The 26,116-nt window shown below is 63.0% G+C and carries 19 protein-coding genes, 1 tRNA gene, 2 rRNA genes and 5 pseudogenes (1 of these 27 running past the window's edge); 12 read left to right on the top strand and 15 right to left on the bottom strand.

Annotated elements, in window-relative coordinates:
* From NHF48_RS15590 to NHF48_RS15600, 3 genes are all read left to right on the top strand, one after another.
* Positions 1-1,990: ribosomal RNA gene (locus tag NHF48_RS15590) — 23S ribosomal RNA — on the top strand (it extends 810 nt beyond the left edge of the window).
* A 224-nt stretch (positions 1,991-2,214) separates the two neighbouring features.
* Positions 2,215-2,329, top strand: a 5S ribosomal RNA gene (rrf, locus tag NHF48_RS15595).
* Positions 2,330-2,455: 126 nt separating this feature from the next.
* Positions 2,456-2,532, top strand: a tRNA-Met gene (locus NHF48_RS15600).
* A 130-nt stretch (positions 2,533-2,662) separates the two neighbouring features.
* On the opposite strand, the gene NHF48_RS15605 is transcribed toward NHF48_RS15600, so the two are convergent.
* The 3 genes from NHF48_RS15605 to NHF48_RS15615 all read right to left on the bottom strand — a co-directional run bounded on the left by NHF48_RS15605 (position 2,663) and on the right by NHF48_RS15615 (position 4,854).
* Positions 2,663-3,262, bottom strand: coding sequence for an NADPH-dependent F420 reductase (locus tag NHF48_RS15605; RefSeq protein WP_253071610.1), 600 nt, complete (start codon positions 3,260-3,262; stop codon positions 2,663-2,665).
* Between the two features lie 26 nt (positions 3,263-3,288).
* The gene (locus NHF48_RS15610; RefSeq protein ID WP_253071611.1) at positions 3,289-4,056 is read right to left on the bottom strand and encodes an SDR family NAD(P)-dependent oxidoreductase; all 768 of its coding nucleotides are present in this window, start codon (positions 4,054-4,056) and stop codon (positions 3,289-3,291) included.
* 63 nt (positions 4,057-4,119) lie between these two features.
* A complete protein-coding gene (locus tag NHF48_RS15615; RefSeq protein WP_253071612.1) occupies positions 4,120-4,854 on the bottom strand; it encodes an SDR family NAD(P)-dependent oxidoreductase in 735 nt (244 codons plus the stop codon).
* 205 nt (positions 4,855-5,059) lie between these two features.
* Between NHF48_RS15615 and NHF48_RS15620 the strand changes: the two genes are divergently transcribed.
* Entirely contained in the window at positions 5,060-5,956 is an 897-nt protein-coding gene (locus NHF48_RS15620) for a LysR family transcriptional regulator (protein ID WP_253071613.1), read from the top strand.
* Positions 5,957-6,004: 48 nt separating this feature from the next.
* Here the strand turns inward: NHF48_RS15620 and NHF48_RS15625 are convergent, their stop codons facing one another.
* Positions 6,005-6,460: an SRPBCC domain-containing protein gene (locus NHF48_RS15625; protein ID WP_253071614.1), complete on the bottom strand. Its 456-nt coding sequence runs from the start codon at positions 6,458-6,460 to the stop codon at positions 6,005-6,007.
* 593 nt (positions 6,461-7,053) lie between these two features.
* Here NHF48_RS15625 and NHF48_RS15630 point away from each other — a divergent pair.
* The 5 genes from NHF48_RS15630 to NHF48_RS15650 all read left to right on the top strand — a co-directional run bounded on the left by NHF48_RS15630 (position 7,054) and on the right by NHF48_RS15650 (position 12,668).
* Positions 7,054-7,275 carry a hypothetical protein gene (locus tag NHF48_RS15630; protein ID WP_133021178.1) on the top strand — a complete coding sequence of 74 codons (222 nt, stop codon included), beginning with the start codon at positions 7,054-7,056 and terminating at the stop codon, positions 7,273-7,275.
* A gap of 215 nt (positions 7,276-7,490) precedes the next feature.
* Positions 7,491-8,507 carry an LLM class flavin-dependent oxidoreductase gene (locus NHF48_RS15635; protein WP_253071615.1) on the top strand — a complete coding sequence of 339 codons (1,017 nt, stop codon included), beginning with the start codon at positions 7,491-7,493 and terminating at the stop codon, positions 8,505-8,507.
* 313 nt (positions 8,508-8,820) lie between these two features.
* On the top strand, positions 8,821-9,960 hold the full coding sequence (locus NHF48_RS15640) for a carboxypeptidase regulatory-like domain-containing protein (protein ID WP_253071616.1): 1,140 nt from the start codon (positions 8,821-8,823) through the stop codon (positions 9,958-9,960).
* Positions 9,961-10,700: 740 nt separating this feature from the next.
* Complete coding sequence (locus NHF48_RS15645; protein WP_253071617.1) at positions 10,701-11,831, top strand: hypothetical protein; 1,131 nt, start codon at positions 10,701-10,703, stop codon at positions 11,829-11,831.
* 69 nt (positions 11,832-11,900) lie between these two features.
* Positions 11,901-12,668, top strand: a complete 768-nt coding sequence (locus NHF48_RS15650; protein ID WP_263816905.1) for a DeoR/GlpR family DNA-binding transcription regulator — start codon at positions 11,901-11,903, stop codon at positions 12,666-12,668.
* Here the strand turns inward: NHF48_RS15650 and NHF48_RS15655 are convergent.
* The 4 genes and pseudogenes from NHF48_RS15655 to NHF48_RS15670 form a co-directional block, all read right to left on the bottom strand.
* Positions 12,644-13,957, bottom strand: a complete 1,314-nt coding sequence (locus NHF48_RS15655) for a POT-type proton-dependent oligopeptide transporter (protein WP_253071619.1) — start codon at positions 13,955-13,957, stop codon at positions 12,644-12,646. The genes NHF48_RS15650 and NHF48_RS15655 overlap by 25 nt on opposite strands.
* A gap of 102 nt (positions 13,958-14,059) precedes the next feature.
* The gene (locus NHF48_RS15660) at positions 14,060-14,848 is read right to left on the bottom strand and encodes a phospholipase domain-containing protein (RefSeq protein WP_253072453.1); all 789 of its coding nucleotides are present in this window, start codon (positions 14,846-14,848) and stop codon (positions 14,060-14,062) included.
* A gap of 57 nt (positions 14,849-14,905) precedes the next feature.
* A pseudogene (locus NHF48_RS25260) lies at positions 14,906-15,073 on the bottom strand (alkaline phosphatase family protein); the annotation flags it as partial.
* Positions 15,074-15,092: 19 nt separating this feature from the next.
* Positions 15,093-16,127, bottom strand: a pseudogene (locus tag NHF48_RS15670) (alkaline phosphatase family protein); the annotation flags it as partial.
* Positions 16,128-16,602: 475 nt separating this feature from the next.
* Between NHF48_RS15670 and NHF48_RS15675 the strand changes: the two are divergent.
* Positions 16,603-17,532 carry an FAD-dependent oxidoreductase gene (locus tag NHF48_RS15675; RefSeq protein ID WP_263817041.1) on the top strand — a complete coding sequence of 310 codons (930 nt, stop codon included), beginning with the start codon at positions 16,603-16,605 and terminating at the stop codon, positions 17,530-17,532.
* On the top strand, positions 17,510-17,671 hold the full coding sequence (locus NHF48_RS15680) for a hypothetical protein (RefSeq protein WP_263816906.1): 162 nt from the start codon (positions 17,510-17,512) through the stop codon (positions 17,669-17,671). Before NHF48_RS15675 ends, NHF48_RS15680 begins: the two co-directional genes overlap by 23 nt.
* Before the next feature lie 80 nt (positions 17,672-17,751).
* On the opposite strand, the pseudogene NHF48_RS15685 reads toward NHF48_RS15680, so the two are convergent.
* A pseudogene (locus NHF48_RS15685) lies at positions 17,752-18,273 on the bottom strand (integrase).
* 448 nt (positions 18,274-18,721) lie between these two features.
* Positions 18,722-19,084, bottom strand: coding sequence for a hypothetical protein (locus NHF48_RS15690; protein ID WP_253071621.1), 363 nt, complete (start codon positions 19,082-19,084; stop codon positions 18,722-18,724).
* A gap of 317 nt (positions 19,085-19,401) precedes the next feature.
* On the opposite strand from NHF48_RS15690, the gene NHF48_RS15695 reads away from it, so the two are divergent.
* Positions 19,402-20,103, top strand: coding sequence for a histidine-type phosphatase (locus tag NHF48_RS15695; RefSeq protein ID WP_253071622.1), 702 nt, complete (start codon positions 19,402-19,404; stop codon positions 20,101-20,103).
* Between the two features lie 308 nt (positions 20,104-20,411).
* Here the strand turns inward: NHF48_RS15695 and NHF48_RS15700 are convergent, their stop codons facing one another.
* From NHF48_RS15700 to NHF48_RS15720, 5 genes and pseudogenes are all read right to left on the bottom strand, one after another.
* Complete coding sequence (locus NHF48_RS15700; protein ID WP_253072454.1) at positions 20,412-20,957, bottom strand: M20/M25/M40 family metallo-hydrolase; 546 nt, start codon at positions 20,955-20,957, stop codon at positions 20,412-20,414.
* A gap of 316 nt (positions 20,958-21,273) precedes the next feature.
* Positions 21,274-21,825: pseudogene (locus tag NHF48_RS15705) on the bottom strand (M20/M25/M40 family metallo-hydrolase); the annotation flags it as partial.
* Positions 21,826-21,871: 46 nt separating this feature from the next.
* A complete protein-coding gene (locus NHF48_RS15710) occupies positions 21,872-22,333 on the bottom strand; it encodes a hypothetical protein (protein ID WP_342454755.1) in 462 nt (153 codons plus the stop codon).
* Complete coding sequence (locus NHF48_RS15715; RefSeq protein WP_253071623.1) at positions 22,260-24,371, bottom strand: TonB-dependent receptor; 2,112 nt, start codon at positions 24,369-24,371, stop codon at positions 22,260-22,262. Before NHF48_RS15715 ends, NHF48_RS15710 begins: the two co-directional genes overlap by 74 nt.
* Before the next feature lie 170 nt (positions 24,372-24,541).
* Positions 24,542-26,069: pseudogene (locus NHF48_RS15720) on the bottom strand (sulfotransferase).
* Positions 26,070-26,116: the final 47 nt, after the last annotated feature.

Genomic DNA, 26,116 nt, shown 5'->3' on the forward strand with positions numbered 1-26,116 from the left:
GGTGAAAGGCCAATCAAGCCGGGAAATAGCTGGTTCTCCGCGAAAACTATTGAGGTAGTGCCTCGCACGAACACCTTAGGGGGGTAGAGCACTGGATGGGCTAGGGGGGTCGCGAGATCTACCAAACCTAACCAAACTCCGAATACCTAAGAGTGATATGCGGGAGACAGACGGCGGGTGCTAAGGTCCGTCGTCAAAAGGGAAACAGCCCTGACCTACAGCTAAGGCCCCCAAATCGTATCTAAGTGGGAAAGCATGTGGGACTTCCAAAACAACCAGGAGGTTGGCTTAGAAGCAGCCATCCTTTAAAGAAAGCGTAACAGCTCACTGGTCTAAACAAGAGGTCCTGCGGCGAAGATGTAACGGGGCTCAAGATACGTGCCGAAGCTTAGGGTGTGCCACTTATGTGGTACGCGGTAGCGGAGCGTTCCGTAAGCCTGTGAAGCGATCTGGTAATGGGTCGTGGAGGTATCGGAAGTGCGAATGCAGACATGAGTAGCGATAAAGAGGGTGAGATGCCCTCTCGCCGAAAGACCAAGGGTTCCTGCGCAAGGCTAATCCGCGCAGGGTGAGCCGGCCCCTAAGACGAGCCCGAAGGGGGTAGTCGATGGGAACCACGTTAATATTCGTGGGCCTGGTGGTGTGTGACGGATCATGTGTGTTGTCATCCCTTATCGGATTGGGATGGCTTCGAAATGGTTCCAGGAAATAGCCCCACCGTATAGACCGTACCCGAAACCGACACAGGTGGTCAGGTAGAGTATACCAAGGCGCTTGAGAGAAGTGTCCTGAAGGAACTCGGCAAATTGCCTCCGTACCTTCGGAAGAAGGAGGCCCTCACTATGCGCAAGCACTTTGAGGGGGCACAGGCCAGGGGGTAGCGACTGTTTAGCAAAAACACAGGGCTCTGCTAAGTCGGCTTCAAGACGACGTATAGGGCCTGACGCCTGCCCGGTGCCTGAAGGTTAAGTGGAGGGGTGCAAGCTCTGAAATGAAGCCCAGGTAAACGGCGGCCGTAACTATAACGGTCCTAAGGTAGCGAAATTCCTTGTCGGGTAAGTTCCGACCTGCACGAATGGCGTAACGACTTCCCCACTGTCTCCAGGACATGCTCAGCGAAATTGAATTCTCCGTGAAGATGCGGAGTACCCGCGGTTAGACGGAAAGACCCCGTGCACCTTTACTGCAGCTTCAGAGTGGCATTAGGGAAGAAACTGTGTAGCATAGGTGGGAGGCTTTGAAGCATCGGCGCCAGCTGATGTGGAGCCATAGGTGAAATACCACCCTGTTTGTTTCTGATGTCTAACCTCGTTCCGTAAGCCGGAACAGGGACCCTCTGTGGCGGGTAGTTTGACTGGGGCGGTCGCCTCCTAAAGAGTAACGGAGGCGCGCAATGGTGGGCTCAGGACGGTCGGAAACCGTCTGTTAGAGTGCAATGGCATAAGCCCGCCTGACTGCGAGACTGACAAGTCGAGCAGAGACGAAAGTCGGTCATAGTGATCCGGTGGTCCCTCGTGGAAGGGCCATCGCTCAACGGATAAAAGGTACGCCGGGGATAACAGGCTGATAACCCCCAAGAGCTCATATCGACGGGGTTGTTTGGCACCTCGATGTCGGCTCATCACATCCTGGGGCTGGAGCAGGTCCCAAGGGTTTGGCTGTTCGCCAATTAAAGTGGTACGTGAGCTGGGTTCAGAACGTCGCGAGACAGTTTGGTCCCTATCTGCCGTGGGCGTCGAAATTTGAGAGGAGTTGACCCTAGTACGAGAGGACCGGGTTGAACATACCTCTGGTGTACCAGTCGTTCCGCCAGGAGCGCAGCTGGGTAGCTATGTATGGACGGGATAACCGCTGAAAGCATCTAAGCGGGAAGCCTCCCTCGAGATAAGATTTCATAGAGCCGTCGGAGACCACGACGTTGATAGATCGGATGTAGAAGTGCGGTAACGCATGGAGCTAACCGATACTAATTGCTCTATTCGCGCTTGAGAGTCTCACACCATCAATGACAACACTGGGCAACCAGCTAGCCATTCGATAGTGCGGATGATTAAGACGACGCCAGATTGCCAATCCCCTCGCCGTCGAGGGATTGGTCGAATACCACTACAAACCTTGCACGGTATCGATTTTAAAACCCTCAAGCTTCGCAGCAATGCGAAACTTTGAGGGACCCAGATATGAACGCAAACGCATGTCGCACCGGCTCCATTGCCTGGTGGCTATAGCGTCGGTGTCCCACCCGATCCCATTCCGAACTCGGCCGTGAAACCCGACTGCGCCAATGGTACTATCGCTCAAGCGATGGAAGAGTAGGTCGTCGCCAGGCATTGAAGCCCGTGCAACATGCAAACACACACCATATCCAAAACCCATTCACAATTTCTCATACACTCAGTTCCGCACAACGCGGACACTCGGGCCCCATCGAAGTACCACTTCGATGGGATCTCGGCGCGGGGTGGAGCAGCCCGGTAGCTCGTCAGGCTCATAACCTGAAGGTCACAGGTTCAAATCCTGTCCCCGCAACCAACTCCTATAACGACGACGCCGCCCTCACGGGCGGCGTCGTCGTTTGTAGCCCAAGCTAGAAAATCCGAAATCTTCGCTACCAATTCAGTCTTCGGGCCATACTCGCCGTCCGGGTGAATCGTTAAATTCGTCAGCCGAACTTGACCAAGTCCTTGAAGATCAGCCAGCCCCAGCTCTTGTCGTGCGCCTGGACGAGCAGCCCCCCTTCCGAAAGTCCGCCGAGCTGGATCGGCGCGAAGCCGAGATCTTCCGCCAGCGCACCGACCTGTGCTGCAGCATCGTCGTCGTCACTCGACAAGAACACGACGCGCCTGCCACCCTGTACGGCCGGATCCTGGTCGAGCACGGCGGCGACCAGATGGTTGAAGCCCTTGACCACCCTGCCGCCAGCGAAGGCGTCCGCGACGACCTTGGCCGAAGGCCGTCCGCCCAGTTCCTTTGCGGACACGCCGTACGCATTGGTCACATCGACGATGATCTTGCCCTGCCAGTCCGGCAGCGCCTTCGCGACATCGGGGTGCGATTGGAAACGCACGGCCAGGAAGATGACGTCCGCCTTGACCGCCTCGGCGAGCGTCGTGGACGTGATGCCGGGACCGATCGCTACCGCGGTCGATGCGAAGCTTTCCGGATCGCGCGTGGTGGCGACGGATACCGCGATCCCCTTGCGGGCGAATGTCTTGGCGAGGGTCTGGCCGATCTCGCCGAACCCGATGATTGCGTAGGTCATGATAGTCTCCTTGAGGGTTCGGGCGGTCACAGCTTGTAGCCGCCGCTCGCTTCGATCGTCTGGCCGGTTACCCAGTGGCCGTCGTCGGATGCCAGGAACGCCACGACGGCAGCGATTTCCGCAGGCTCGCCAAAGCGTCCCAGCGCGATGTCGGCCTCGACCGCCTTCACGAGTTCTGGGTTCTCCCGGAAGGCCGCGTTTGCATCCGTTCGCGTGAAGCCTGGCGCGACGGCGTTCGCGGTGATCCCGCGCGGCCCCAGTTCGGACGCGAGCGCATGCGTCAGCGTGTTGATTGCGGCCTTGGCCATCGAGTAGATCGGCGCCGTCGTCACCGGCTTCGTCGCGGCGGCGGACGAGATGTTGATGATCCGTCCGCCATCGGCGAGGCGATCCATCGCGGCCTGCACGATGAAGAACGGTGCGCGCAGGTAGACCGCCATCAGCGTGTCCCAGCTTGCGGGCGTCGCGTCCTTGAAGCCGATCCAGCCGGCATTGCCCGCATTGTTGACCAGGATGTCGAGTGTGTTGCTGCCGTTCCGCTTGGTGAACTCGTGGTCGAGCTTGTCGAACAGGACTGGCACGGTTGCCGGGTCCACCAGGTCCGCATGAATCGCGAACGCAGTACCTCCGGCGTTTTCGATGGCCGCGACCGCTTCGTCCGCGCGGGATTTGCTGGCGTTGTAGGTCAGCGCGACCGTCGCACCGTCGCGTGCGAGACGCTCGGCGATCGCGCGGCCGATGCCACGCGATGCCCCGGTAACGAGCGCGGTCTTTCCCTTGAGAGGATGGTCCACAGGATGTTCCTTTATGCTTGGTCGCAGGTGCCGATCACGCGAGCGATCGGCGGGTGGGATGCGTCAGAGCTGCGCGAGGCCACCGTCGACGGCGAGTTCGCTGGCGGTCATGAAGCTGCTGTCCGACGATGCGAGAAAGGCCGCGGCTGCCGCGATCTCGGCCGGGTCGGCCATGCGCAGCAGCGGGGTCATCGCGCCGTAGGCCTTCTGGCCCTCCTCACCGAGAGCGGCCTTGGCGAGTTCGGTCGCCGTCGCGCCAGGGGACAGGACGTTCACGCGGATCCCGCTACCCTTCAGGTCTTCCGCCCAGCTCCGCGCGAGGTTGCGCACGGCCGCCTTGCTGGCGCTGTAGGCGGTGAACCCCGGGGCACCCGTGGTGCCCGCGCTTGATCCCGTCAGGATGATCGAACCGCCCTCGCGCATCAGCGGTAACGCCTTCTGGACGGTGAAGATCGTCCCCTTCACATTGGTGCCGAAGGTCTCGTCGATGTGTTCGGCGGTGATCTGGCCGAGCGGAAGCGGACTTCCCGCGCCTGCATTGGCAAAGACGATGTCGAGCGTTCCGCGCTCGGCCTTCACCGCGGCGTAAAGCCGGTCGAGGTCGGACCCGTCGGAGACCGAGCCCTTCACCGCGCGGGCATTCGACCCGAGCTCCGCCACCGCGGCATCCAGCGCATCCTGTCGCCGCCCATAGATGAAGACGAAGGCGCCTTCCTCGATGAACCGCTTTGCCGAGGCGAGGCCGATACCGGTCGCGCCGCCGGTGATCACGGCGGTCTTTCCGTCTAATCTCGTCATGTCGTGCATCCTTGTTCGCCGACCGGGTGTCCGACCGTCCGGGGATGTTCCCCCCGCGAGCCTCAACATGGGCTCGGCAAAGTCAGGCAGGGACTGTGAAATTCCGCACATCGGTGGTGCGGAAACGATCCACTGAACGTGTCGTGCGCAGATCGCGGCACCTCGTGCTATGCGCAGCGTGCAGTTTGCGGCGCGGGAATGCACCATGATCGACTGGGACGACGTTCGCTACTTTCTGGCCACTGCGCGCGAAGGGTCGGTGCGCGCGGCGGCCAAGCGCCTCGCGGTGAACCACGCGACCGTGCTGCGACGCATTGCCCAGTTGGAGCAGCGGCTGGGCGCGCAAATGTTCGAAAAGCTGCCCTCGGGCTACCGCCTGACGACGGCGGGCGAGGAGGTGCTCGAATTCGCGCTGCAGATGGAATCTTCGTCGCACCAGTTGGAGACGAGGGTCTTCGGACGCGACCAGAGCGTGCGCGGGCTCCTGCGGGTGACGCTGACTCCGATCCTGGCAACGCACCTTCTGCTGCCGGATTTCGCCGATTTCGCGCGCCGGCATCCGGACATCGAAATGGAAATCCAGTCCTCCGGCGACCTCGCAAACCTCACCAACCGGGAGGCAGACGTCGCGATCCGCGTCGTCTACGATCGGAAGACCCTGCCGCTCAATCTGCACGGATTGAAGGGACCGGAGCTGTTCGGCGGCGTCTACATCGCCCGCGATCGGCTGGCTGCATGGCGCGGGGGCGCGTCCGCCCCCCTCCGCTGGATCGTCATCAGCACGCACGGTATTCCCGATTGGGCGAGTGAGGGCGATGTCCGCACCACCGCAGTTCCGTTCAGGGTTACAGACGCAGCAGCGGAGATCGGCGCCGTTCGGCAGGGGCTCGGGTTGACGACGTTGCCATGCTTTGTCGGAGATGCGGACCCGCTGCTCGAAAGAGTGCCGGGCACCGACCTGCACCCGTACGGAACGCTCTGGGTTCTTACGCAAGGGGAGACCCGCAAGACGAAGCGCGTGCGGCTGTTTACGGAGCATATTTCCGGCAGGCTAGCCGAATACGCTCCGCTTCTCGCGGGAATGTCCGTATCGGGCGGTTGATGCCCGACGGTCTTCAGGCCGGCGATAGCACCTCCATAGAGGCGTCGGTTACAGTGTGCCTCCCTCGGCGAGCGTCTTGAGTTGATCAGCCATCGCGCCCCAGCCGCCTTCAAAGCCCATCGAGCGATGCTGCTCCAGCGCCTCGTCGGTCCAGTGGCGCGCCGTGGCGGTGAAAAGGGTGCCGTCCCCGTCCGGCGCGATCTCGAACAGGCCGACCATGAACGGACCGCTCGGCTTCCAGCCGGCCGTGAAGGCGTCGGTGAACACGAAGCGGCGGTTCGTCTCATATTCGAGGACCACGCCCTCGTTGGGCATCTCCTCGCCATTGGGTCCATGCATTACCACCAGACTGCGACCGCCAGGGCGCCACTCGATATCGCGTGCTTCTGCGCGCCAAGGTCGCGGACAGAACCACTCCTCGAAGCGGTTCGTCATAGTCCGCCAGACCGCCTCCACGGGGGCGGCGATGCGTCGCTCGACGCTGAGTTCGCGGCTATTGTTCATCGCTCGTCTCCTTTGCACATAGTATCGCATATCGCTTCAGTGCTGCCCGCTAACGCGGGCGGCTTGCGGGTAGCCTCTATGACGACGAAGCCTCCGTGCAACATTGCCTGCAAATGAAGCGCAAGGCTCGCAATGTCGGTGTCGGCGTTGAGCGTGCGCGCGTGTGGCCAATGCTTACGCTATGACTTCAAACCGCTCGCATTGATCGCGCGCCGGGCGGAGATAACACGGTCACCATAGAGTATTGCCAAGGATCGATGGACGGCCTTGGCGCACCTGTCGTTCGCCAGAGCCGACGCCTGTCGCTCGGCTTGTTCGCGCTTCTTGCTATAGGCGAGGTCGTAATCTTGAACGTTAGGCATGGCAGGCACTCGGCACTGCGGGCGGAAGCTGATTCCAGCTCTCTATCGTCACCGTGCTCGCGGCAAGGGTGATGGCGATGTCACAGCATACGCCGATGCGGCTTGGGGAGATACAGCGGTTGCGCTGTCTGGCTCGCGCAATGTTCCGTCTGCCGCGTATCGGACGGCTGGCCATGTCGGTGAAGTCCGCAAGGCCTACATCGGATACCAGTCCCATTGAGGTGCCTCAGCATGTCGCGATCGACCAGTCCCTTGTTCGTGGATGCCGTGATCGATTGCATGGGCGAGGGCAGGGCGCCAACGCATGAGGAGATGATGATCGTCGCGCAGCATATCTGGTCCGATGGCGCGGCATCCCGTTCCGCGTTCGCCTGGAACAGCTTGTCGGTATCCTCGCCCGATCGTCTCTGTTCGATGCGGGCGGCGGGTCTGGCCTTGCACGGCTCGCGGTAACCTGCCGATGGCGGCGCGCGCGTGTCTGCCGTGATGGACCCCGCGTACGGCAAATGAGCGGGGATGGTCTTGCGGCGTGGTTGCAGGTCGCCGCCAAACCAGAATAGCTCCGTTTCTCGCCGTTGCCGCGACGTGGCGTCATCGAGACCCTATCTAGACGACACGAAGTCATCTCGCCGCGACAGCCTTGACGGCGATGAAATCAGGATTGCGCCATGAAGAAGATCGGGTTCCTTTCGTTCGGTCATTGGTCATCATCGGCCCAATCCGCGACACGGTCCGCCTCGGACGTGTTGCTGCAGTCGATCGAACTGGCCGTCGCTGCCGAGGAAGTGGGCGCCGACGGCGCGTATTTCCGCGTTCACCACTTTGCGCAGCAACTCGCATCGCCCTTCCCGCTGCTGGCCGCGGTCGGCGCCAGGACCAGCCGGATCGAGATCGGCACCGGCGTTATCGACATGCGCTACGAGAACCCGTTCTACATGGCGGAGGACGCGGGGTCGGCCGACCTGATCAGCGGTGGCCGCTTGCAGCTTGGTATCAGCCGCGGCTCGCCCGAGCAGGTGGTCGAAGGGTGGCGTCACTTCGGCTACGCACCCGCCGAGGGCGAGACCGACGCCGATATGGGCCGCCGGCATGCCGAGGTGCTGCTCGATCTACTGAAAGGCGAGGGGTTCGCGCAGCCCAGCCCGAACCCGATGTTCCCCAATCCGCCGGGATTGTTGCGTCTCGAACCGCACGCACCAGGCTTGCGGCGGCGCATCTGGTGGGGCTCATCGTCGAACGCCACCGCGGTCTGGGCCGCGCAAAACGGCATGAACCTCCAAAGCTCGACGCTGAAGGCGGACGAGAGCGGCGAACCACTCCACGTCCAGCAAGCCAAGCAGATCCGGCTATATCGCCAGGCCTGGAAGGATGCGGGGCATGATTGGGAGCCGCGCGTGTCGGTATCGCGCTCGATCTTCGCGCTGATGAACGATCGCGACCGTGCCTATTTTGGGCGCGGCGAAAGCAGCGACCAGATCGGGGTGATCGACAACATGCGTGCCGTGTTCGGCCGTTCCTATGCGGCTGAGCCAGACCAGCTGATCGAGCAGCTTCGCACCGACGAGGGCATTGCCGAAGCCGACACGGTGTTGCTGACGGTGCCGAACCAGCTCGGCGTCGACTACAACGCGCATGTACTCGAATCCATCCTGACCCACGTCGCGCCAGCGCTTGGGTGGCGTTGAGGTGGCGGGTCACCTCATGCGTGGCTGCCTGTTTAATGGTACACGTCGGAGGGCAATTCGAGCGTTAGCGATGACTGTCGAAACGGATTGTGCATGAGTGTCTGAAGTTGAGAAGCGGGGAAGGGCCGCCGGGCGACCGGGAATGTGTCTCAAGGCTGGCCAGATAGCAGATGCGACCTGCGGCTTCGCACTCAAAGTCGGCGTCGATAAAAGTCCGTATTGTGTGGATGTGTCACAGAACATCCACATGGTGGAGATAGGACGTCTTTTTAGCGACGCGGCTGTGCATGCCGCGCTCTTAAAAGGGGTTTCGATGCTTCGTTCCATGCGACTTTCGTCGCGCGCAGTTCTGCGCGCGCTGTTGATGCTCGGCTCCACCGCCCCGGCCTTGATGATCAAGGCGACATCGGTCGAAGCCCAGGACTATACGAACATCGCCGCGTCCGGTCGCGTGACAGGGCAGGACGGGACCGCGATCGTCGGTGCGCAGGTCAAGATCACCTCATCGGACCGAGGCGTCAGCCGCGTTGCCGCGACGGACTCGACGGGCAGCTACACCATCCCGCAGCTTCCGCCCGGCAATTACGACGTCGCCATCACCGCGCCGGGCTTCGCAACCTATGACGAACGCGGAATTCCGCTGACCCGCGAATCCGGCGGTGCCAACAGCTTCCGCCTGGTTTCGGCGGAGCAGAGCGGCGACATCGTCGTCGTCGGCACGCGTCAGCGCACGGCAGACTTCCAGGACACCACGGTCGGCAGCACGATCAATCTCGGTTCGCTGACGACGCGCGTGCCGATCGGGCGCACCTTGCGCGACGTGATGCTGCTGACCCCCGGCGCGGTCCAGGGCTCGTCGCCTTCCAATGGCGGTTTTTCCAACCAGGTATCGATCGGCGGCGCGGCGTTCACCGAGAACGCGTTCTACATCAACGGCCTGAACGTGACCGATTTCGTGTCGGGCGGGCAGCCAGCCGAAGTGCCGTTCGACTTCTACCAGACGGTCGAAGTGAAGACCGGCGGCGCCCCCCGCGGAATTCGGTCGCGCGACCGGCGGCTATGTGGTCGCCACGACCAAGTCCGGAACCAACGACTATCACGCGAGCGTCACCGGGATCTGGGAGCCCGACGATCTTCGCGGCAGCGCGCCGTCGACGCGTACTGTCGACTATCGCCACGCGACCGCAAGCCGCAAGGAACTGGTGTTCCAGGCGAGCGGCCCGATCATCAGGGACCATCTGTTCGTCTACGGCCTCTACAACATGCGCGAAATCCGCACGTTAACGCCGCAGGCCAACCAGAACAACGCGACGGGCGTGGCGAACACCAGCCCGTTCTGGGGCGGGAAGGTCGACGGCTACATCAATGGCGACCACCATTTCGAATTCACCTATTTCGACACCACGAACGAGACGCGCAACCGCAGCTACAACTGGGATCGCACCGACCATAAACTCGGTGACAAGACCGGCGGCACCAATGCGCGGGCGGGCGGCATCAACTATGTCGGTCGCTACACCGGGACGTTCACGCCGTGGCTGACGCTGTCGGGCGCGTACGGCGTGAACAAGCTTCGTTCGGGCAACGTCCCGCTCGACGTCACCAACCCTCAGGTGATCGATTACCGTACCGACCCGGCCGGTATCCAGATCGGCGCGAACAAGGTGACGGACGCGTTCAGCAGCACCGACAACGAGCGCGAATTCTACCGCGTCGATGCCGATCTTCAGCTCCAGTTGCTCGGCGCGCACCATGTGCGCTTCGGCTACGATCACGAGAAGAACACCCAGTCGCAGACGTTCGAGACGATCGGCGGCGGCGCCTACAAGATCTTCAACGTCACGGCTCAGTCCGCCGCAGGGATCGGCGCGCCGGTCGGCACGCAATATTACACGACGCGCGTCTACGAGCAGAGCGGCGTCGCGCATGTCCGCAACGAAGCCTTCTACATGCAGGACCAGTGGTCGCTGCTCGACAACCGCCTCCGCCTCGATCTCGGCGTGCGCAACGATCGCTTCAGCAACCAGGGCGTGAACGGGAAATCCTTCTTCAAATCGGGCGACCAATGGGCGCCGCGCCTCGGTGCCGCGTTCGATCCGGTGGGCGACGGGCGTACCAAGATCTTCGGATCCTATTCGAAATACTTCCTGCCGATGGCGGGGGGACATAAACCTCAACGTCGCCGGCAGCCTGGTGACGTACACGCGCTACAATCTGTTCAACGGCGTCAGCGGCGCGGGCAGCGTCCCCGTCGCCGGTACGCCGCTTCTGTCGGTCGTCAACACCACGAACTGCCCCGACACCGGCATCAAGAATTGCGAAGTCTCGGCGGACGGCTCGGCATTCAATCCGGCGGGCGCGATCGCGAGCAACATCAAGCCCCAGTCGGATCGGGAGTTCATCATCGGCGCAGAGCACCAGTTCAGCGACCGCATCCGGATCGGAGCCTATTTCACGCACCGCCAACTGACCAACGTGATCGAGGACGTCTCGATCGACGTCGGCGCGCGCGCCTATTGCGTCGGCAAGGGCTTCACCGCGGCGGCGTGTCTATCGGCGTATCCGGGTGGCAGCCAGTTCGTCATCGGCAACCCGGGCAAGGACATCACGACGCAGATCAACAAGCTGCCCGACGGCTCGACCCCGACCGTGACGCTGAAGAAGGACGACCTCGGCTATCCCAAACCGAGCCGCAACTACAACGCGCTGACGCTCACCTTCGATCGCAGCTTCGACGAGAAGTGGAGCCTTTCCGCCTCCTACACGCTCGCGTTCGACAAGGGGAATTACGAAGGCGGCGTGCGATCGGAAAATGGGCAGCTCGCGATCAATCGCACCGCGGACTTCGACTCGCCAGGCTTCGTCAACGGGGCTTACGGGTATCTGCCCAACGATCGGCGCCACAGCTTCAAGGCTTATGGCAGCTACCGGCTGTTCGAAGCGCTGGATCTCGGCGCCAACATGCTCGTGCAATCGGCCCCGCGTTACAGCTGCATCGGCGCCGTGCCGCTTGCAGTCGACGCCTATGCCAACACCTATCACGGCTACGGCTATTACTGCCAAGGCCAGCTGATCCCGCGCGGTACGGCGTTCACCGGCGACTGGTTGGCGCAGGTCGACGTCAGCGCGGTCGTCCACCTGCCGATCCCGCATCTCAAGGCTTCGCTCCGGCTCGACGTGTTCAACCTGTTCGCCAGCTCGGCGGTCACGTCGTTCAACAACTTCGGCGAGTTGAGCGACGGGTCGGCCAATTCCGACTACCGCGCACCGGTGAATTACCAGACGCCGCGCTCCGTGCGGTTGACGGCGGTCGTCGGCTTCTAGGCATCGCTTGCGCGTGGAGCGAGGCATGGAGCATGTCTCGCCAACGCGGGTTCACCGACGAAGCCTATGATGGAGGGAACGATCGAAAAACGATCACAGCGGCAGAGCGAGATCATGGCGCGGCTGCGGGGCGGCCGAACATTGTCGGTGACCGCGTTGGCCGCCGATCTTGCGGTCTCGGACGAGACGATCCGCCGCGAACTGCGCGCACTCGAGGATCACGGCGTCATCATTCGCGAGCATGGCGGCGCGCGGATGACGACGCCCGTGCACGAGGGACCGCTCCACCAGCGCATGGAGGAGAATGCTGACGCTAAAATTCGCGTTGCGCGGGCGGCGGCCGAGTTTGTGCAGGACGGCGCGATCGTGTTCATCGACTCCGGTACGACGAGCTGCTTCATCGCAAGGCATCTTGCCGACCGGCGTTCGCTCACCGTCATCACCAACTCGCTGCGCGTCGCGAGCGATCTCGGCGGGATCAACAACAACCGCCTGTTCCTCGCGGGGGGCCAGATGGATTATGATTACCGCGCATTCTCCGATCACGTCGCGCAGGATTATGTCCGTGGCTTCACACCGCATCTGGCGATCCTGTCGGTTGGCGGCATCAGCCTCAAGCGTGGGCTGATGGACTTTCATCCCGGAGAGGCGGCGATGAGCCGTATCGCCTATGCGACGTCGAAGCAGGTGCTGCTCGCGGCGGATTCATCGAAGTTCGGGCGGTACGCCTTGATCCAGACGGCGGCACTGAGCGATGTCGGCATATTGGTGACCGACAAGCCGCTGGAAGAGGACTACGCCCGCGCCTTTGCTCACGCGGAGGTGGTGATCGCCTGAAGTCGCCGTGCCGCGCGCATCAGTGGCGGTGCGGCGACGAGAATCAGGAGCGCGCCAGCGCCTGCGGCGGCGGCGTGGAGCAACCAGAATTGCGGGCTCGCGGTCCGCTCGTAGAAGACGCCGCTGAACCCGGCCCACAGGCTCGCGAAAACGCCGTGAAGGTAGAATAGCCCCATCCAGAAGCCGACGAGATGGCGCGGTGCGGTGCCCGCGATCAGGCTCAGCGCAGACGGCCAGATCAGCACGATCGCACCGTCGATGAGGATCAGATACGCGAGCGTCCAGGGGAGCGCGAGCGGTGCGCCGCCGCTGGTCGCGTCGCCCAGCGCGAGGACGAGATAGCCCGCCGAACACAGCATTCCGCCGAGGAATATCTGAGTCACCGCGCCGATCCGGATGCCGCGCCGTTGCAGCGCCCGCGACGCGACCTGCGACACCGCGATCAGCGCTAGCGTGAAGACGCCGTCTAGCGAAAGGAACCACGCCACCGGCATGGTCCAGCCGAAGATATGCCGGTCGGCTCGCGTCCGCGCCCAGACCAGGAAGATGTTGCCGAGCTGATCATAGGCCGAATAGCAGAGGTACACGGCGGCCAAGGCAACGACGAGCAGCGCAGTCGATCGAGCCGGGTCGGGTGTTGACGCCGCCAAGTCCGCGGGAGGGGCTGCTGGCGCCGCACGGCCGGTCACCGCGTAGATCGCCAGCCCCAGTGCGACGGCCGCGGCCGCTGCGCCGATCGCATAGTCCTGACCGGCAAACGCGGCCAACGCTCCGCAGACCAGCGGCCCACAGATCACCCCCGCGTTGAGAAAGCCGAGATAGACCGCGTAACCATGTCGGCGCTGGGCCTCGTCCTGAAAAAGCGCGCCAAGCTGTGCCGATAGATTGCCCTTCAGCACCCCCGCGCCGATCGCGAAGGAGACTAGGCCGATAAGGAATGTCGGATCTCTAAGCATCAGTGTCAGGCCGAGCAGCATCCCGACACCACCTGCCGCGACCATCGTCCGCCGGTTTCCAATTACGTCGCCGATCAGCCCGCCGATTGGTATCGCCAGATAGATCAGCGCATTGGCATAGCCGTAAAGCTGCGAGGCAAGCCCGGTGGCGGACAAGGGTCCGAACATCGCTGCGCTGGTCTCGCTGAAGGCGGTCGCGCCGACGACGCGGGATACGTCGCCGACGAGCACCCGGTCGAGGAAGATCAGCACCAGGAGCGACTTCACGCCCGAGACGGCGAAGCGTTCGAGAAACTCCATCGTCGCGAGCGACAGAAAGCCCGCGCTCAGCAAGCGCTCGCCTTCTACCGAGCCGTCTCTTTGCATTGCGTCCGCCCCCCGCCAAGCGCCGCAACTAGGCATGCTTCGCGACACGGCCATGACAATAGGAGCGGCTCAGGCGGGGTGCGGAAACGTTGCAGCGGGCTCGCTGATGCCGGACTGCCCAGTCTCGACATGCCCGGCCAAACGGAGGCGCACGCCATCCACTGACGTAAGCAACAGGTCGTACCAGCGATGATCGGCCGAAGTGATCGGGACCTTAGCCGTGCCGTCGGCAGCGAGCGCGATCTCGCGTCGCTCGCCGCTGTGCGCGCAGTGCAGCGCCATCGTCACCGGCGCATTGCCGCGGTTGCGGAGCTGCAAAATGCCGGCCGTGCCGTCTTCACGCCATAGCGCCACTGCTTCGACCCCAGCGCTCCCCGCCTGGCCGCGATAGTCGCGCTGGAACCCGTTTGGTCCCCGAACGACCAGCGCGTGCGGCTGGTCCGCACGGATCGGCCACGCTTCGCTCAGGCGGGAGTTCGCCGCCACGGTGAAGTAGCGCCAACCGGGAAAATTCACTTCGTCCTGTACGCCGAACACGACCCCGACGGGACCTTGATTGACGAAGTTCAGCGTCACCGCAGCGTCGGACCAGGCCGGCTCGACGGCGAAGCGGTAGGGCAATGCGCGCGCCGGCCGAGTGCCGGGTTCCTGTACGGGCACGCCTTCCCCCTTGGCAATGATCGGGGCAGGTGCAGTCGCGCATAGCCGCTCGGTTTCCTCGACATAGCCGGCGACCGACGGGAGCGCCGCTGCCCAGCGCGTGTCGAGCCGTGCGCTATGCGGCACGTCGAAGTCGAAGATCGAGGTGAGGTCGCCGCACACCGCACGCCGCCACGGCGAAATGTTCGGCTCGGCCACGCCGAAGCGCTTCTCCAGGAACCGCAGCACCGAGGTATGGTCGAACAGCTGTGAATTGACCCATCCGCCGCGCGTCCACGGCGAGATCACGGTCATCGGCACGCGGGGTCCGAGGCCGACCGGCTCGCCCCGATAGGTCTCGCTGCGGACGTCGACGTTGCTCGCACCATAGCGCGGTGCGATTCCGGGGACGGGGGGCGGGAACGTGATCGAAGAAGCCGTCATTCTCGTCGTAGTTGAGGATCAGCGCGGTCTTCGCCCAGACCTTTGGATTGGACGCAAGCGCCGCGACCACGCTGCTGATCAGGACCTCGCCGAACGGCACGGGCGCGTCGGGATGCTCGCTCATCTGCATCATCGGCACGATCCACGACACCGCCGGCAGCCGGTCGGCGGCGACGTCGGCGGTGAACGCGGCGATCAGGTGCCTGGCCTGCGTCTTCTCGGGATCCTCGGGTGCGACGCCGTCGATCCAGTCGACGTACGCGCGCCCGCGTCGGTAATGCGGCGACGATCGGTCCAGCTTTCGGAACTCGCTGAAATAACCGAGCGGATTATCCGAATAATTGGCGAGCTCCTGGTACACGCGCCACGGAACGCCCGCCTCCTCGAGCCGACCGGCATAGGTGCGCCAAGGCAGGCCCTGCGTCGCGTCGTCCTTGGCCATGTCGGCGCCGGGATTGCCATCGGTACCACCGTTGGTGACGCAATAAGCGCCTTCCTGCCCAACGCTCAGGCCGTTCGTGCCGCTGAAATGATAAAGTCGGTTGGGGCCGGTCGGGCCTTGCAGCGAGCAGTGATAGCCGTCGCAGATCGTGAACTGGTCTGCCAGCGCATGGTAGTACGGGATGTCGGCGCGGGTCAGGTGCGCCATGGTCAGCGGGCCCTTCTGCTCCGCCCAGACGTCCCAGTTGCGCCAGCGCGCCTGGCTATCTTTCCAGCTATGGTCGAGCCCGGTGAAACAGCGCGCGTTGCTGCTGTTGTAGTCGAGCCGGAACGGCCAGGTGATCCGCCCGCCATCACGGTCGGCGCCGCGTTGCGCCCAGACCGACCTACCGCCGGGCAACGTCACAGGCCGTGGATCGGCAAAGCCGCGGACGCCCCGCAACGTACCGAAATAATGATCGAACGACCGGTTTTCCTGCATCAGGATCACGACGTGCTCGACGTCCATGATCGAGCCACGCGCAACCGAACGCCGTAAAGTGCTGGCTGCCCCTGGTGGCGTAGCAGCGGCGCCTGATGCACCGATTAGGAAGGCTCTTCGACCAATCGCCATTCTGCTACCCCAAAGCTATCGCGATGCGTCCCGTATAAGGCCGACAACCAACGCGTAGGCATACAGTGTACGATTCATGTGACAGCGCCGAGGTAAATGTGAATCTTATGATGGCCTCAATCAAAAGGCCCACACTTCAACCGGGGTATTCGTGTCAGATTTCCGACAGACCGAGGCAAAGCGATCATCTTTCGAAGGGAAGGAGCGCCGACGTAGAAACGTCGGGTAGGGCAGCCGAATGTCGGGAAGTGGGCAGAGCGTCACGCGGCCTCGATGTTGCGTGACAGACGATCTTATCATAGACAACGCGTGCTGCGAAAAACGATGGCGTGGTCAAGACCACCATCGCGCACAAGCCGGCCGATAGCTGGCTAGCGGCTCCATCAACGGCAACGCAGGCTTGACCTGCGCCGGCTAGGAGCGCGGACAAATGCGAGAAGACGTTACCATCATTGGTGCGGGCCTGGGCGGCTTGGTGCTCGCCGGCGCCCTGCATCGCAGCGGCATCGGGGTCGTCGTCTATGAAGGCGAGCCGTCGCCGGACGCGCGGGCCCAGGGCGGCTTGCTCGACCTGCATGAGCACAGCGGTCAGCAGGCACTGCATACGCTCGGACTGTACCATGCATTCTTGACGCTGGTCCGCCCGGGCGAGGATGCCAAGCGGGTCGTCGACCGGCATGGCACGGTGTTGCTCGATCGACCGGGCAATGCCGCCACCGCTAGCCCCGAGGTGGACCGTGGTGACCTGCGCCGGTTGCTGCTGAATGCCTTGCCGCCAGAGATTGTGCAGTGGGGCCGCAAGGTCGCGTCGGTGCAGGGTGCGGGACGTGGTCGCCACACGGTCGCATTCGCCGACGGCTCCGCGGTCGAAACGACGCTGCTGATCGGGGCGGATGGTGCTTGGTCGCGCGTACGCCCACTCCTGACCGACGCCCAGCCTGCCTATACCGGCACCTGCTTTGTCGAGCTTCACGTCGACGCGGACGATCCGCGCGCGGCCCCCGCCGCGGCGGTCATCGGCTCGGGCACGTTGATGGCGGTGGCGCCCGGCCAGGGCATCCTCGCGCACCGTAACGCCGACGGCAGCATCCATACCTATGTGGCTGTCAATCGGCCCGAGGAGTGGCTGGCCACAGCCCTGCCGATCACGGCCGCCCAAATCGAGGTCTTGTTCGACGGCTGGTCGCGATCGCTACGTGCCCTGATCACCGACGGCGAGAAGGTCCCGGTTGTGCGCCCCGTTTACGCGTTGCCGCCTTTGCTGACCTGGCCCCGCGTAAAAGGCGCGACGCTGCTGGGCGACGCCGCGCACCTCATGTCCCCGTTCGCGGGGGAAGGCGCCAATCTGGCGATGCGCGAGGGGAGCGGAACTCGCGCGTGCGTTGATCGACCATCGCGGCGATAACGAACGGGCCCTAGCCATCTACGAGCATGACCTGTTCGCACGGAGCCAACCGATGGCACAACTCAGCGCGAGAAACCTGTCCCGCTTCTTCGGATCGGACGCGCCGACCAGCGTCGTGGATCTGTTCAGAACCGCATGAACGAATGGCGGAAGTCGGGAGGTGGGCAGGCCGTTCTGGATGGCCGCTAGCGGTTCAGACCTCCGTCCGCTCTCAAAGATCTAACGCGGCACGACATCCACGCCAAGGTAGCGGACCGTGCTCTCTTTCGCATGACCAAGCAAAATCTGCACTCCCCGTAGATTTCCTGTCAACTTGTAGATGATTGATGCCATCGTGCGTCGAAGCGAGGGAGTGCCATATTATCGTTGCGGGTGGGGGAAGATGAAGTCGTTTAACGTGCCGCCGCGACGCTCTAGCCAAGCGGGCGAGGTTTTGCGGGCTTGCTCGACGATTTCAAATTGCACGGGTCGTTTGGTTTTCTGCCGACTAAGACGGCACGATCCCGGACGCTGCTGCCGGTAACGATGTCGCCGATGCGAACCTTGACGACATCGCAGCCGTACAGTTTGCTGTCGATCGCGACGTCAAAGAGCGCCCGGTTCTGGAAGCGCCTGTGTTGGTCAAGCCAGAGCGAATGTCTCAAACCTGCTGTGGTGTGAGGGAGCGCTTTGCGACCTGCACACGGCCCTTTTCCGGGGGCGGAGTTCATGGATAGCTGGATCTAACGACGAGTAACTCATCGATTATCTCCACGGTGTAGAGTTGATGCTACGGCGTACATCAAAGAAGGTAACACGGCCGTTTCTATTTATCGTTGGTGACGATGCCGATGACCAAGCGGCAGAGATCGAAAAAAGCCTTGTATCCGACGAATGTGCACACTTAGGTCTTTGCTTCAGTCATGGCGTTGAAGTAGCCACTGCAATCATAAAGCAAATCGGTGGTGGCAAAAATCTCAGCGGTGCTGCACCGCCCTCTGTTAGCATATCTTGCCTTGAAACTGCGATGCCGGCTCAACTATAGTTTTAATGGCAGCGTCCGGGCGGCGGCATCGGCACACTAAGGCCCTAGCATATGCCGCAACTAGATCCGCCGGCGAGATATTTACTAGTTTATAACTGTTGCAATGAATTAAGTTTCATTGATTACATCGTCAGTCGCGGTGTCATACCGTCAGCCCCTCGCGATTCACTGCGCCCCCAACGATCCGGGGTAAAAACTACTAATGTCAAACCAGAGCTCGCGCGGCTTTCCCGATTTGTCCAAGCAATTCAGTACATCGTAAGATCGATCCTGAGTCACCAACGACTGAGACAGCACGCGAAGTTTCATCTTTCGTGCAATCTTGTACTCTTCAGGAACGTTCGAAACCTTAATGGCGGTGATCGCAGATGCGCCAACCGCGCCCTCGGCGGCTCCTCTTGAAGCCTCCGCCTGCATCGGAGCCGCCTGAGCGTAGCCCGCCGCTGAGAGGAGGAAAATCAAACTACCGACGATCCGCATCACTTTACACCTTTTGCTGTAGGTTGCCGACAACACATCAAGCGTCAAGGAGCGGCCGCATCATCGTTCTGCGTTTAGTGCGCCTCCAACCGCAGACCTCAAACGACCTATATCGCCACGGCAGGCAGGCGATCTGCTCCTAAGCATCCTCAGCGCTTTACTCATCACGGATCAGATCGAACAGTTCCGATCGGACAATCGCGAGCGGGCAGGCCTATGCGGAGGGTCTTGCGACCGGCTGCGATCTCGCCATCGAGCACAAACCCCTCGGTACCCCGGACCCGATCTTCGAGGCGTTGCGTGCAAGGGCGACGGCCTTCGACGCGCGCGCAGCGATTGCATCCATCAACCGTGAGACGGGCGGCATGGCAGCACTCGCCCGACGTCACGGCGCTGCGCTCGCTCGGCTCGATCAGGTGCTAGGCTGTACGTCGGCGGAGCGGGAATGCGTACCTGCTGGCACGCCGGCGGTCAGCGCGAGCGCCGACGGCCACGATCTCGTGCTGGCGGGGCCGATCCGCGCCGCCTCCGGTATTGCGCAGGTACTGCTGCTGCAGGAGGTCGAGGGTCTGCCACGCGAGAGCGTTGGCTGGGGCCGCGCAAATCCTGCGACTATCGAGCAACTCGGCGCGCTGCATGCCGCCTTGTTCGCCGTGTACACCCACCCGCCCTATATGGCCGCGCATCAAGCCGCCGTGCTCGGCCGCGAGGTACTGGCAGCCTTGTCCTCGACGGGACCGCGGCTGACGGTGTTCATGGGGCATGACACCAACGTCACGGCGCTCGCCGCCGCGCTTCGGGTTGATCTGAAAGCGCCGGGCTATGCCACCAACGACGTTCCGCCGGGCGGAGCGCTATTGATCGAACGCCTGCGCGACGCAAGCACCGGTGACCGGTTCATGCGGGTGTCGTACCGCACCCAGTCGCCCGAGACCCTCCGTGGGCTTGGGCAATCCGCTTCGCTCGTCGCGCTCAAGATCCCAGGTTGCGCGAGCCTATTGTGTCTCGCGACCACATTTTCCCGGCTGCTAGTTTCACACCTGGCTCCGCTGCAAGCAGCTAGGTGACGCTCGAAGTAACCTTACCGCGTGTCCGGGGCGCCAACTAGAAACTCCGCACTCATGGAGATTTCAACACAGCCCTCAGCAGAAGCCGAACAATAAATTAATACTGCAGAGCGGCAGCGTCCTGCAAAGGCCAGAACCGAATCAAATCAGCCGAAAACCGACAGCCGAACAATGCCATTAGGATCGGATTGGGAAGTCGAAAACCGTAAGATCAGGCGAGTCTTCTCAAGAATACTCATGCCAAACATGCGAAGCTAAAAAATGGGATCGGTCGTGCAGCGCACCGGCCGATCCCAATGCCCTAAGCGTTATTTCGTCAGATCTGTGAAGAGCGAGCGATAATAGGTGATCGCGAGTGGGATGTTATCGATCGGGGTGCGTTCGTTGAGGCCGTGGCTGAAGTCGTCCGATTGCTTGATGAAGATCGGGCTGACGCCGTAGCTCGGCACGCCGACCGAGCGATACCACATCGAATCGCTCGCACCCGCCGACATGCTCGGGAAGATTGGCACGCCTGGACGGATCTTGCCCATTGCCGTCTTGACTGCGCCGGTCAGGTCCGCGCGCAGCGGCGAGGCGTCGGTCGGGTTCGATCCTTCGGTGACGTCGCTGAACTTCACACCCGGATCGGCGGCGACCCTGGCGAGTTCGGCCATTACTGACGCGGGTTTCACGCCGGGAAAGATGCGGCAGTTGATGTTGGCGGTCGCACGCTGCGGCAGCGCGTTTAGGGCGTGGCCACCGCTGACCATAGTCGTGACGCAGGTCGTGCCGATCTGGCCGACATAGCCGGTGTTGGCGGCGAGCGTCTCGATCGCCTTCTGGTCCGCAGGATTGGCGACGAACGCGCGCATCGCGGCGCCGAGTTCGGGGGTCTGACGCGGTGCGACGCCCCTCGAAATAGCCTTTGGTGATCGGCGACAGCTGTGGCGTGAAGCGATACGCGCCGATCTTGACCAGTGCGGCGGAAAGCTCGTTGATCGCGTTGACCTTCCGCGGCGCGGACGAGTGTCCGCCGGGGTTCGTCACCTCGAGCTGGAAGTCGGCATAGGTCTTTTCGGCGGCGCCGATCGTGAAATACTCGGGTTTGCCGGCCTCGTCGTACAGTCCGCCGCCGCCGTCGATGTTGAGCGCCATCTCGCTGGCCTTGAGCTTTTCGGCGATCAGCGACGAGGTCTTCATCACCGTTTCCTCGTCGCCGGACAGCGCGAGGACGATGCCGCGCTTTGGCGTGTAGCCTGCCTTCTTCATGTCGAGCAGCGTGGCGATCGCGAGCGCCGCGTCCAGCTTCATGTCGGTCGCGCCACGGCCGTAGAGATAGCCGTTCTCGACCACCGCGGTGAACGGATCGCGCTGCCAGTCGGCGGGCTTGGCCTCGACCACGTCGATATGCCCGGAGACGACGATCGGCTTCAGCGCCGGATCGCTGCCGCGCCATGTCGCGATCAGATACGCCGTGTCGTCGACCGGCGTGATCGTCACGTCGCTTGCCGGAAAGCCGCCCGCGACCAGTGTCGCCTTCAGATACGCGGCGAGTTGCGGAGTCTGGTTGCCGGGGCCGCGCACGCTGCGAAACGCGATCATCTTCTTGGCGATTTCGAGGCCGTTGGTGGCGGCAGCCTGCGTCTGTGCCGTTGCGGGCAGCGCGGTCATCGCGGCCGTGCAGGCCAGAAGAAGCTTGATCTTGGACGTCATCGTCATCTTTCCTCGAAGAAAACTCATCCTCCCCCGCGCAGGGGAGGATCGCAACCGTCGCCGTGCATCTACCCTAGAATTTCGCGCCTGCACGCAGGCCGATCGTGCGCGGCGTACTGCTCACGATGTAGGTGCGTTGCGAACACGTCCCGCATTGCTGGAACCGCGACAATTGCGCGCGTTCGTCCCACAAATTCTGGACGAACAGCTCGAGCGTGTAGCCGGACAGCTCCGCGCCGATCGACGCATTCGCCGTCGTATAGGCCTTGAGCCGCCCGAAACTCGCAGCCTGCTCCAGTCGGATGTCTGCGGCTGCCGAACTCTGGTGCGCGACGAGCCCTTGGATATACGCCTTTGCCGTGCCGACCGGAACGCTGTAGCGCGCCGTACCGCTCGCCTTGAAGCGCGGCGTGATCGGCAGGCGTGTGCCCTTCGGCGCAAGCACGTCGAGGCCAGTGCCGCTACAGGTCTGTGTTGCGCACAGATCGTTGCGCGTCTTCGCATCGGTGTAGGAGGCCGCCGCGGTCAGCGACAGGCCGCCGGTCGAGAAGTTCGCATCCGCCTCCGCGCCCCCTGATCCGCGCGTTCGGGCCGTTCTGGATGATCGTGAAGCTGTTCAGCCCGAGGAACGAGAACTGGAACTTGTCCCACGCCTGTTGATAGATCGACGCGTTGAACCGGAGACGATCGAACAGCGTCGTCTTCAGGCCGAGCTCGTAATTGGTCAGGAAATCGGCGTCATAGGGCGCGACGTCGCCGCGACGGTTGATACCGCCCGGCCGGAAGCCGCGCGAGAAGGTGGCATAGGCGAGCACCTTGTCGCTCGGCTTGAACGTCAGGTTGAAGCGATAGGTCGCGCCTTGCCCCTGCGTCCGCTTCGGGATCAGCCCGGTGGTCGTGTACGTCGCGAGGTTCGTACAGGGCGACCCCGATACCGCTGCGGGCAGCAGGGCGGAGGTGTCGCCGCCGTTCAGATAGGCTTCGCGCAGGGTCTGGCCGTTCGCCAGATAACAGCCTGCGACGCCCGTCTGGCTACTGCCCGCGGCATTGAACGGCGTCGCCGTGAAGGGCCGTCCATCGTCCGGATCGACCGCCGGATTGCGCCCGAACCCGTAGAAGCCGATCAGCGAATTGTCGTAGATGTACGCGCGGCCACCCGCGGTCGCGGTCAGGTTCGGCAGGATGTCGAAGCTTGCCTCGCCGAACATCGCGTAATCCTTGTCGACGCGCTTCTGCTTGGTCAGCCACAAGGTGCCCGGCGAGCCGTTGACCGACACCGCGGTGCCGAGATTGGCGATCTGGTAATCCTGGAAGATCGCGTTGGTCTGGCGCTGATAGAACGCGCCTGCGACGATCCGGAACCGGTCCTCGACGGGCGACGCGACGCGCAGTTCTTGGCTGGTCTTCTTGAAGTGATCGGTGCCGATGATCTTCTGGCGCGGGTCGATCGTCCGGCCGGCATTGTCCTGATAGTAGAAGTAGCCGGCCAGCCCGCCGACAGAGGAATAGGCCGAGTCATAGGCCTCGGCGTAATCGGTATAGTCGCTCGACGTATACGTCTTCCGATCGAGATACGCGCCAGCATAGGTCACGTCCCAGTTGCCGACCTTGCCCTCGATCGTCAGCGCGCCCTGGATGAAGCGATCGCGGCGGAATTCGGGGAAAAAATGCTGGACCTGGAGATCGCCAACCTTCGGGTCGTAGCCATAGGTGCCGTGGTTGCGCTGTTCCTGGTACAGCACGGTCGGCGTCACGGTCCAGTTGCTGTCGAGATCGACCTTCAGCGCCGCACGGCCGCCATAGGTCTCGGTGTCGTTGTAGTTCTTCTTCACGAATGCGGCGTTGTCGACGACGATGCCGCCATTGGCCGATGTGCACGAGGTCGGGGTCGGCTCGGGCAGATAGCTGCGGCACCCGGCGACGTTGTCGATATAGCCGGCGTCGCGCTGGTAGAATCCGACCACACGCAGCGCTGCGGATTGCGACAGCGGCATGTTGAGCATGCCCTCGATCTTGCTGCCGATGCCGCCCGACTTGACGCTGTTCACCTCGCCGTCGACGCGGCCGTAGAAGCCGCTGGTGTCGGGCTTGTTGGTGATGATGCGGATCGTGCCGGCTTCGGACGAGGCACCGTACAGCGTACCCTGTGGCCCGGCGAGGCTCTCGATCCGGGCGATGTCGTAGATGTGGACGTCGAGCGTACCGCCGATCGTCGTCACCGGCTGCTCGTCGAGATAGGTGCCGACCGAGGGCAGGGGGCCCGAATGATTGCCGTCGCCACCCGACGCGACGCCGCGCATGTAGACGACGGTAGAGCCGGGCTGCGTCGTCTGGAACGACACCGACGGCAGCAGCTGCGTATACTGGTTGAAGTTCGAGATGTTGAGATCGTCGAGCCGCTTGGTGCCGATCGCCTGGATGCTGATTGGGACGTTCTGGATGTTCTGGTCGCGCTTCTGCGCGGTGACGACGATGTCGCCCTCATATTCGCCAGCGGTCTGCGCGGCAGGGGTGGTTTGCTCGGCAGGGGCTGGTGCCGCGGCAGGGCCGGTCTGAGCGTGAGCGGAAGACACTATCGCCGAAGAGGCCAAAAGCGAGCCGATCAACAACCGACGATCGAATGTATGCATGCGCGAGCCCCCAAGCGATTATGCGCAGAGACTGTGGTGCAGTGCAGCGAACGTCAAACGAAGCTGGCGTATTTTGCAGCTTTATTACGTAAGCGTGACGTTTTTGCCACGGATCATGCGCGTGGCAGGTCGCCGAGTGCGGTTTTCAGTGGGTCGAGCCACATCTCGTACGGCCGCCAGGCATCAACGCCGTCACGATTGATCGGCCGACGCACCTGTTCGGAACTGGCGGTGCGAACCGCCCGCTCGGTCTCGTGGAAGGCAAGGCAGGCGGGCTCGAACTCAAGTCCACAGGCCGTAAGCAAGGCGCGGACTTCGACCTCTGTATTCTCGAGCAGGGCTTCGTGATCGACGCGGTGGACGCGGCCCGGCAGCACCGCGTCGACATGCGTCATCAGCCGGACATAGTCGCGGTAATAGCGACCGAGATCGTCGAGCGAATAGCTGAACGCCTGCCCCCGCGCGTAATGCTGCTTGAAGTTCGAGAAGCAGCAGTCGAGCGGGTCGCGCCGCGCGTCGATGATCCGCGCATTGGGCAAGGCGAGGTGGATCAACGCGGTATGCGCCCAATTGTTGGGCAGCTTGTCGATGAAGAACGGGCGATCGGTGCGCCGCTGGATCGCGGCACGACGCAGATACTCCTCGCCGATCTCGCGCAGTGCATCCGCAGAGAGGGTGGCGATGCCCTGCGGATAGTCGGCGATGCGGCGGGCGAGCGCGGGCATGTCGGGTAGTTCGGTGGTGCCCTCGACGAGGCTATGGCTGGCGAGGATCTGCTCGATCAACGTCGACCCCGCACGCGGCATGCCAAGGACGAAGATCGGGTCGGGGGCCTCGCATCCCTGGCCGCGGCGCGCGTTCAGGAACTCAGGCGTCAGCAACGCGATGCTGCGGTCGACGAATATGCGCGTTTCGTCGGCGTCGTACACGATCCGGGTCCGGCGGAGTGCGTTACCCGCCGCGTAATGCGCGAACGACTGCACCGGTTCTCGGCGATCCTCGAATGCCTTGCCGAGCGCGAAATCGAGATGGAAGCGGTCCTCGTCATCCAGATCATCCCGAGCGAGGCCAGCCTCCATCGATGCGATATCGGCATCGTCGAACCGTACCGTCTTGAGATTGGCAAGGCTCCACCACGCGTCGCCGAGCGTCGGTAACAGCGCCAACGCGCGGCGATAAGCGGCAATACCGTCGTCGCGACGCCCCACCGTCTTGAGCATGTGACCGTAGCTCAGCCACACGCGCGGCTGGCCCGGCGCATTGTGCAACACTTTTTTCATACAGCGCGATCGCATCCTCGAACCCGCCAAGCCGCCCGAGCGCCGCTGCTTTCAGGTTCGCATGCCCGGGATTGTCCGGCTCGTCGGCGATCACCGCGTCGAGCAAGGTCAGCGCTTCGGGCGCGCGGTTCTGGCGGTACAGCACGAGCGCGAGGTTCGCGCGCGCCGCGGTAAAGCCTGGCGCCAGTTCGACCGCGCGGCGCAGCAATGCCTCCGCATCGCCGTACCGCCCGATCCGCCCGGCCAGTTCGGCCAGCATCCGGATCGCCCGCGCATCTAACGGATCGCGCTTGAGATACGCCTTCAGCAGCGGTTCGGCGACGTGAAGCTGGTTGTCGTGGAGCGCGAGCGCGGCCTGCATCAGGTCGCTCGGCCAACGATGGTTCGGGGTGGCTGCCATTGCTCCAA

It is taken from the genome of Sphingomonas sp. H160509 (genome assembly GCF_024124765.2).
Lineage (GTDB): Bacteria > Pseudomonadota > Alphaproteobacteria > Sphingomonadales > Sphingomonadaceae > Sphingomonas.

What these genes read in the sequence shown, in the direction of transcription:
- NHF48_RS15640 (WP_253071616.1), top strand. Translation starts at nt 8,821, where the DNA reads ATGCTTCGTTCCATGCGACTTTCGTCGCGCGCAGTTCTGCGCGCGCTG.
- NHF48_RS15620 (WP_253071613.1), top strand. Translation starts at nt 5,060, where the DNA reads ATGATCGACTGGGACGACGTTCGCTACTTTCTGGCCACTGCGCGCGAA.
- NHF48_RS15695 (WP_253071622.1), top strand. Translation starts at nt 19,402, where the DNA reads ATGGCAGCACTCGCCCGACGTCACGGCGCTGCGCTCGCTCGGCTCGAT.
- NHF48_RS15700 (WP_253072454.1), bottom strand. Translation starts at nt 20,957, where the DNA reads ATGCGCGCGTTCGTCGCCAATCCTGCGGACCAGAAGGCGATCGAGACG.
- NHF48_RS15630 (WP_133021178.1), top strand. Translation starts at nt 7,054, where the DNA reads ATGTCGCGATCGACCAGTCCCTTGTTCGTGGATGCCGTGATCGATTGC.
- NHF48_RS15625 (WP_253071614.1), bottom strand. Translation starts at nt 6,460, where the DNA reads ATGAACAATAGCCGCGAACTCAGCGTCGAGCGACGCATCGCCGCCCCC.
- NHF48_RS15650 (WP_263816905.1), top strand. Translation starts at nt 11,901, where the DNA reads ATGGAGGGAACGATCGAAAAACGATCACAGCGGCAGAGCGAGATCATG.
- NHF48_RS15635 (WP_253071615.1), top strand. Translation starts at nt 7,491, where the DNA reads ATGAAGAAGATCGGGTTCCTTTCGTTCGGTCATTGGTCATCATCGGCC.
- NHF48_RS15615 (WP_253071612.1), bottom strand. Translation starts at nt 4,854, where the DNA reads ATGACGAGATTAGACGGAAAGACCGCCGTGATCACCGGCGGCGCGACC.
- NHF48_RS15605 (WP_253071610.1), bottom strand. Translation starts at nt 3,262, where the DNA reads ATGACCTACGCAATCATCGGGTTCGGCGAGATCGGCCAGACCCTCGCC.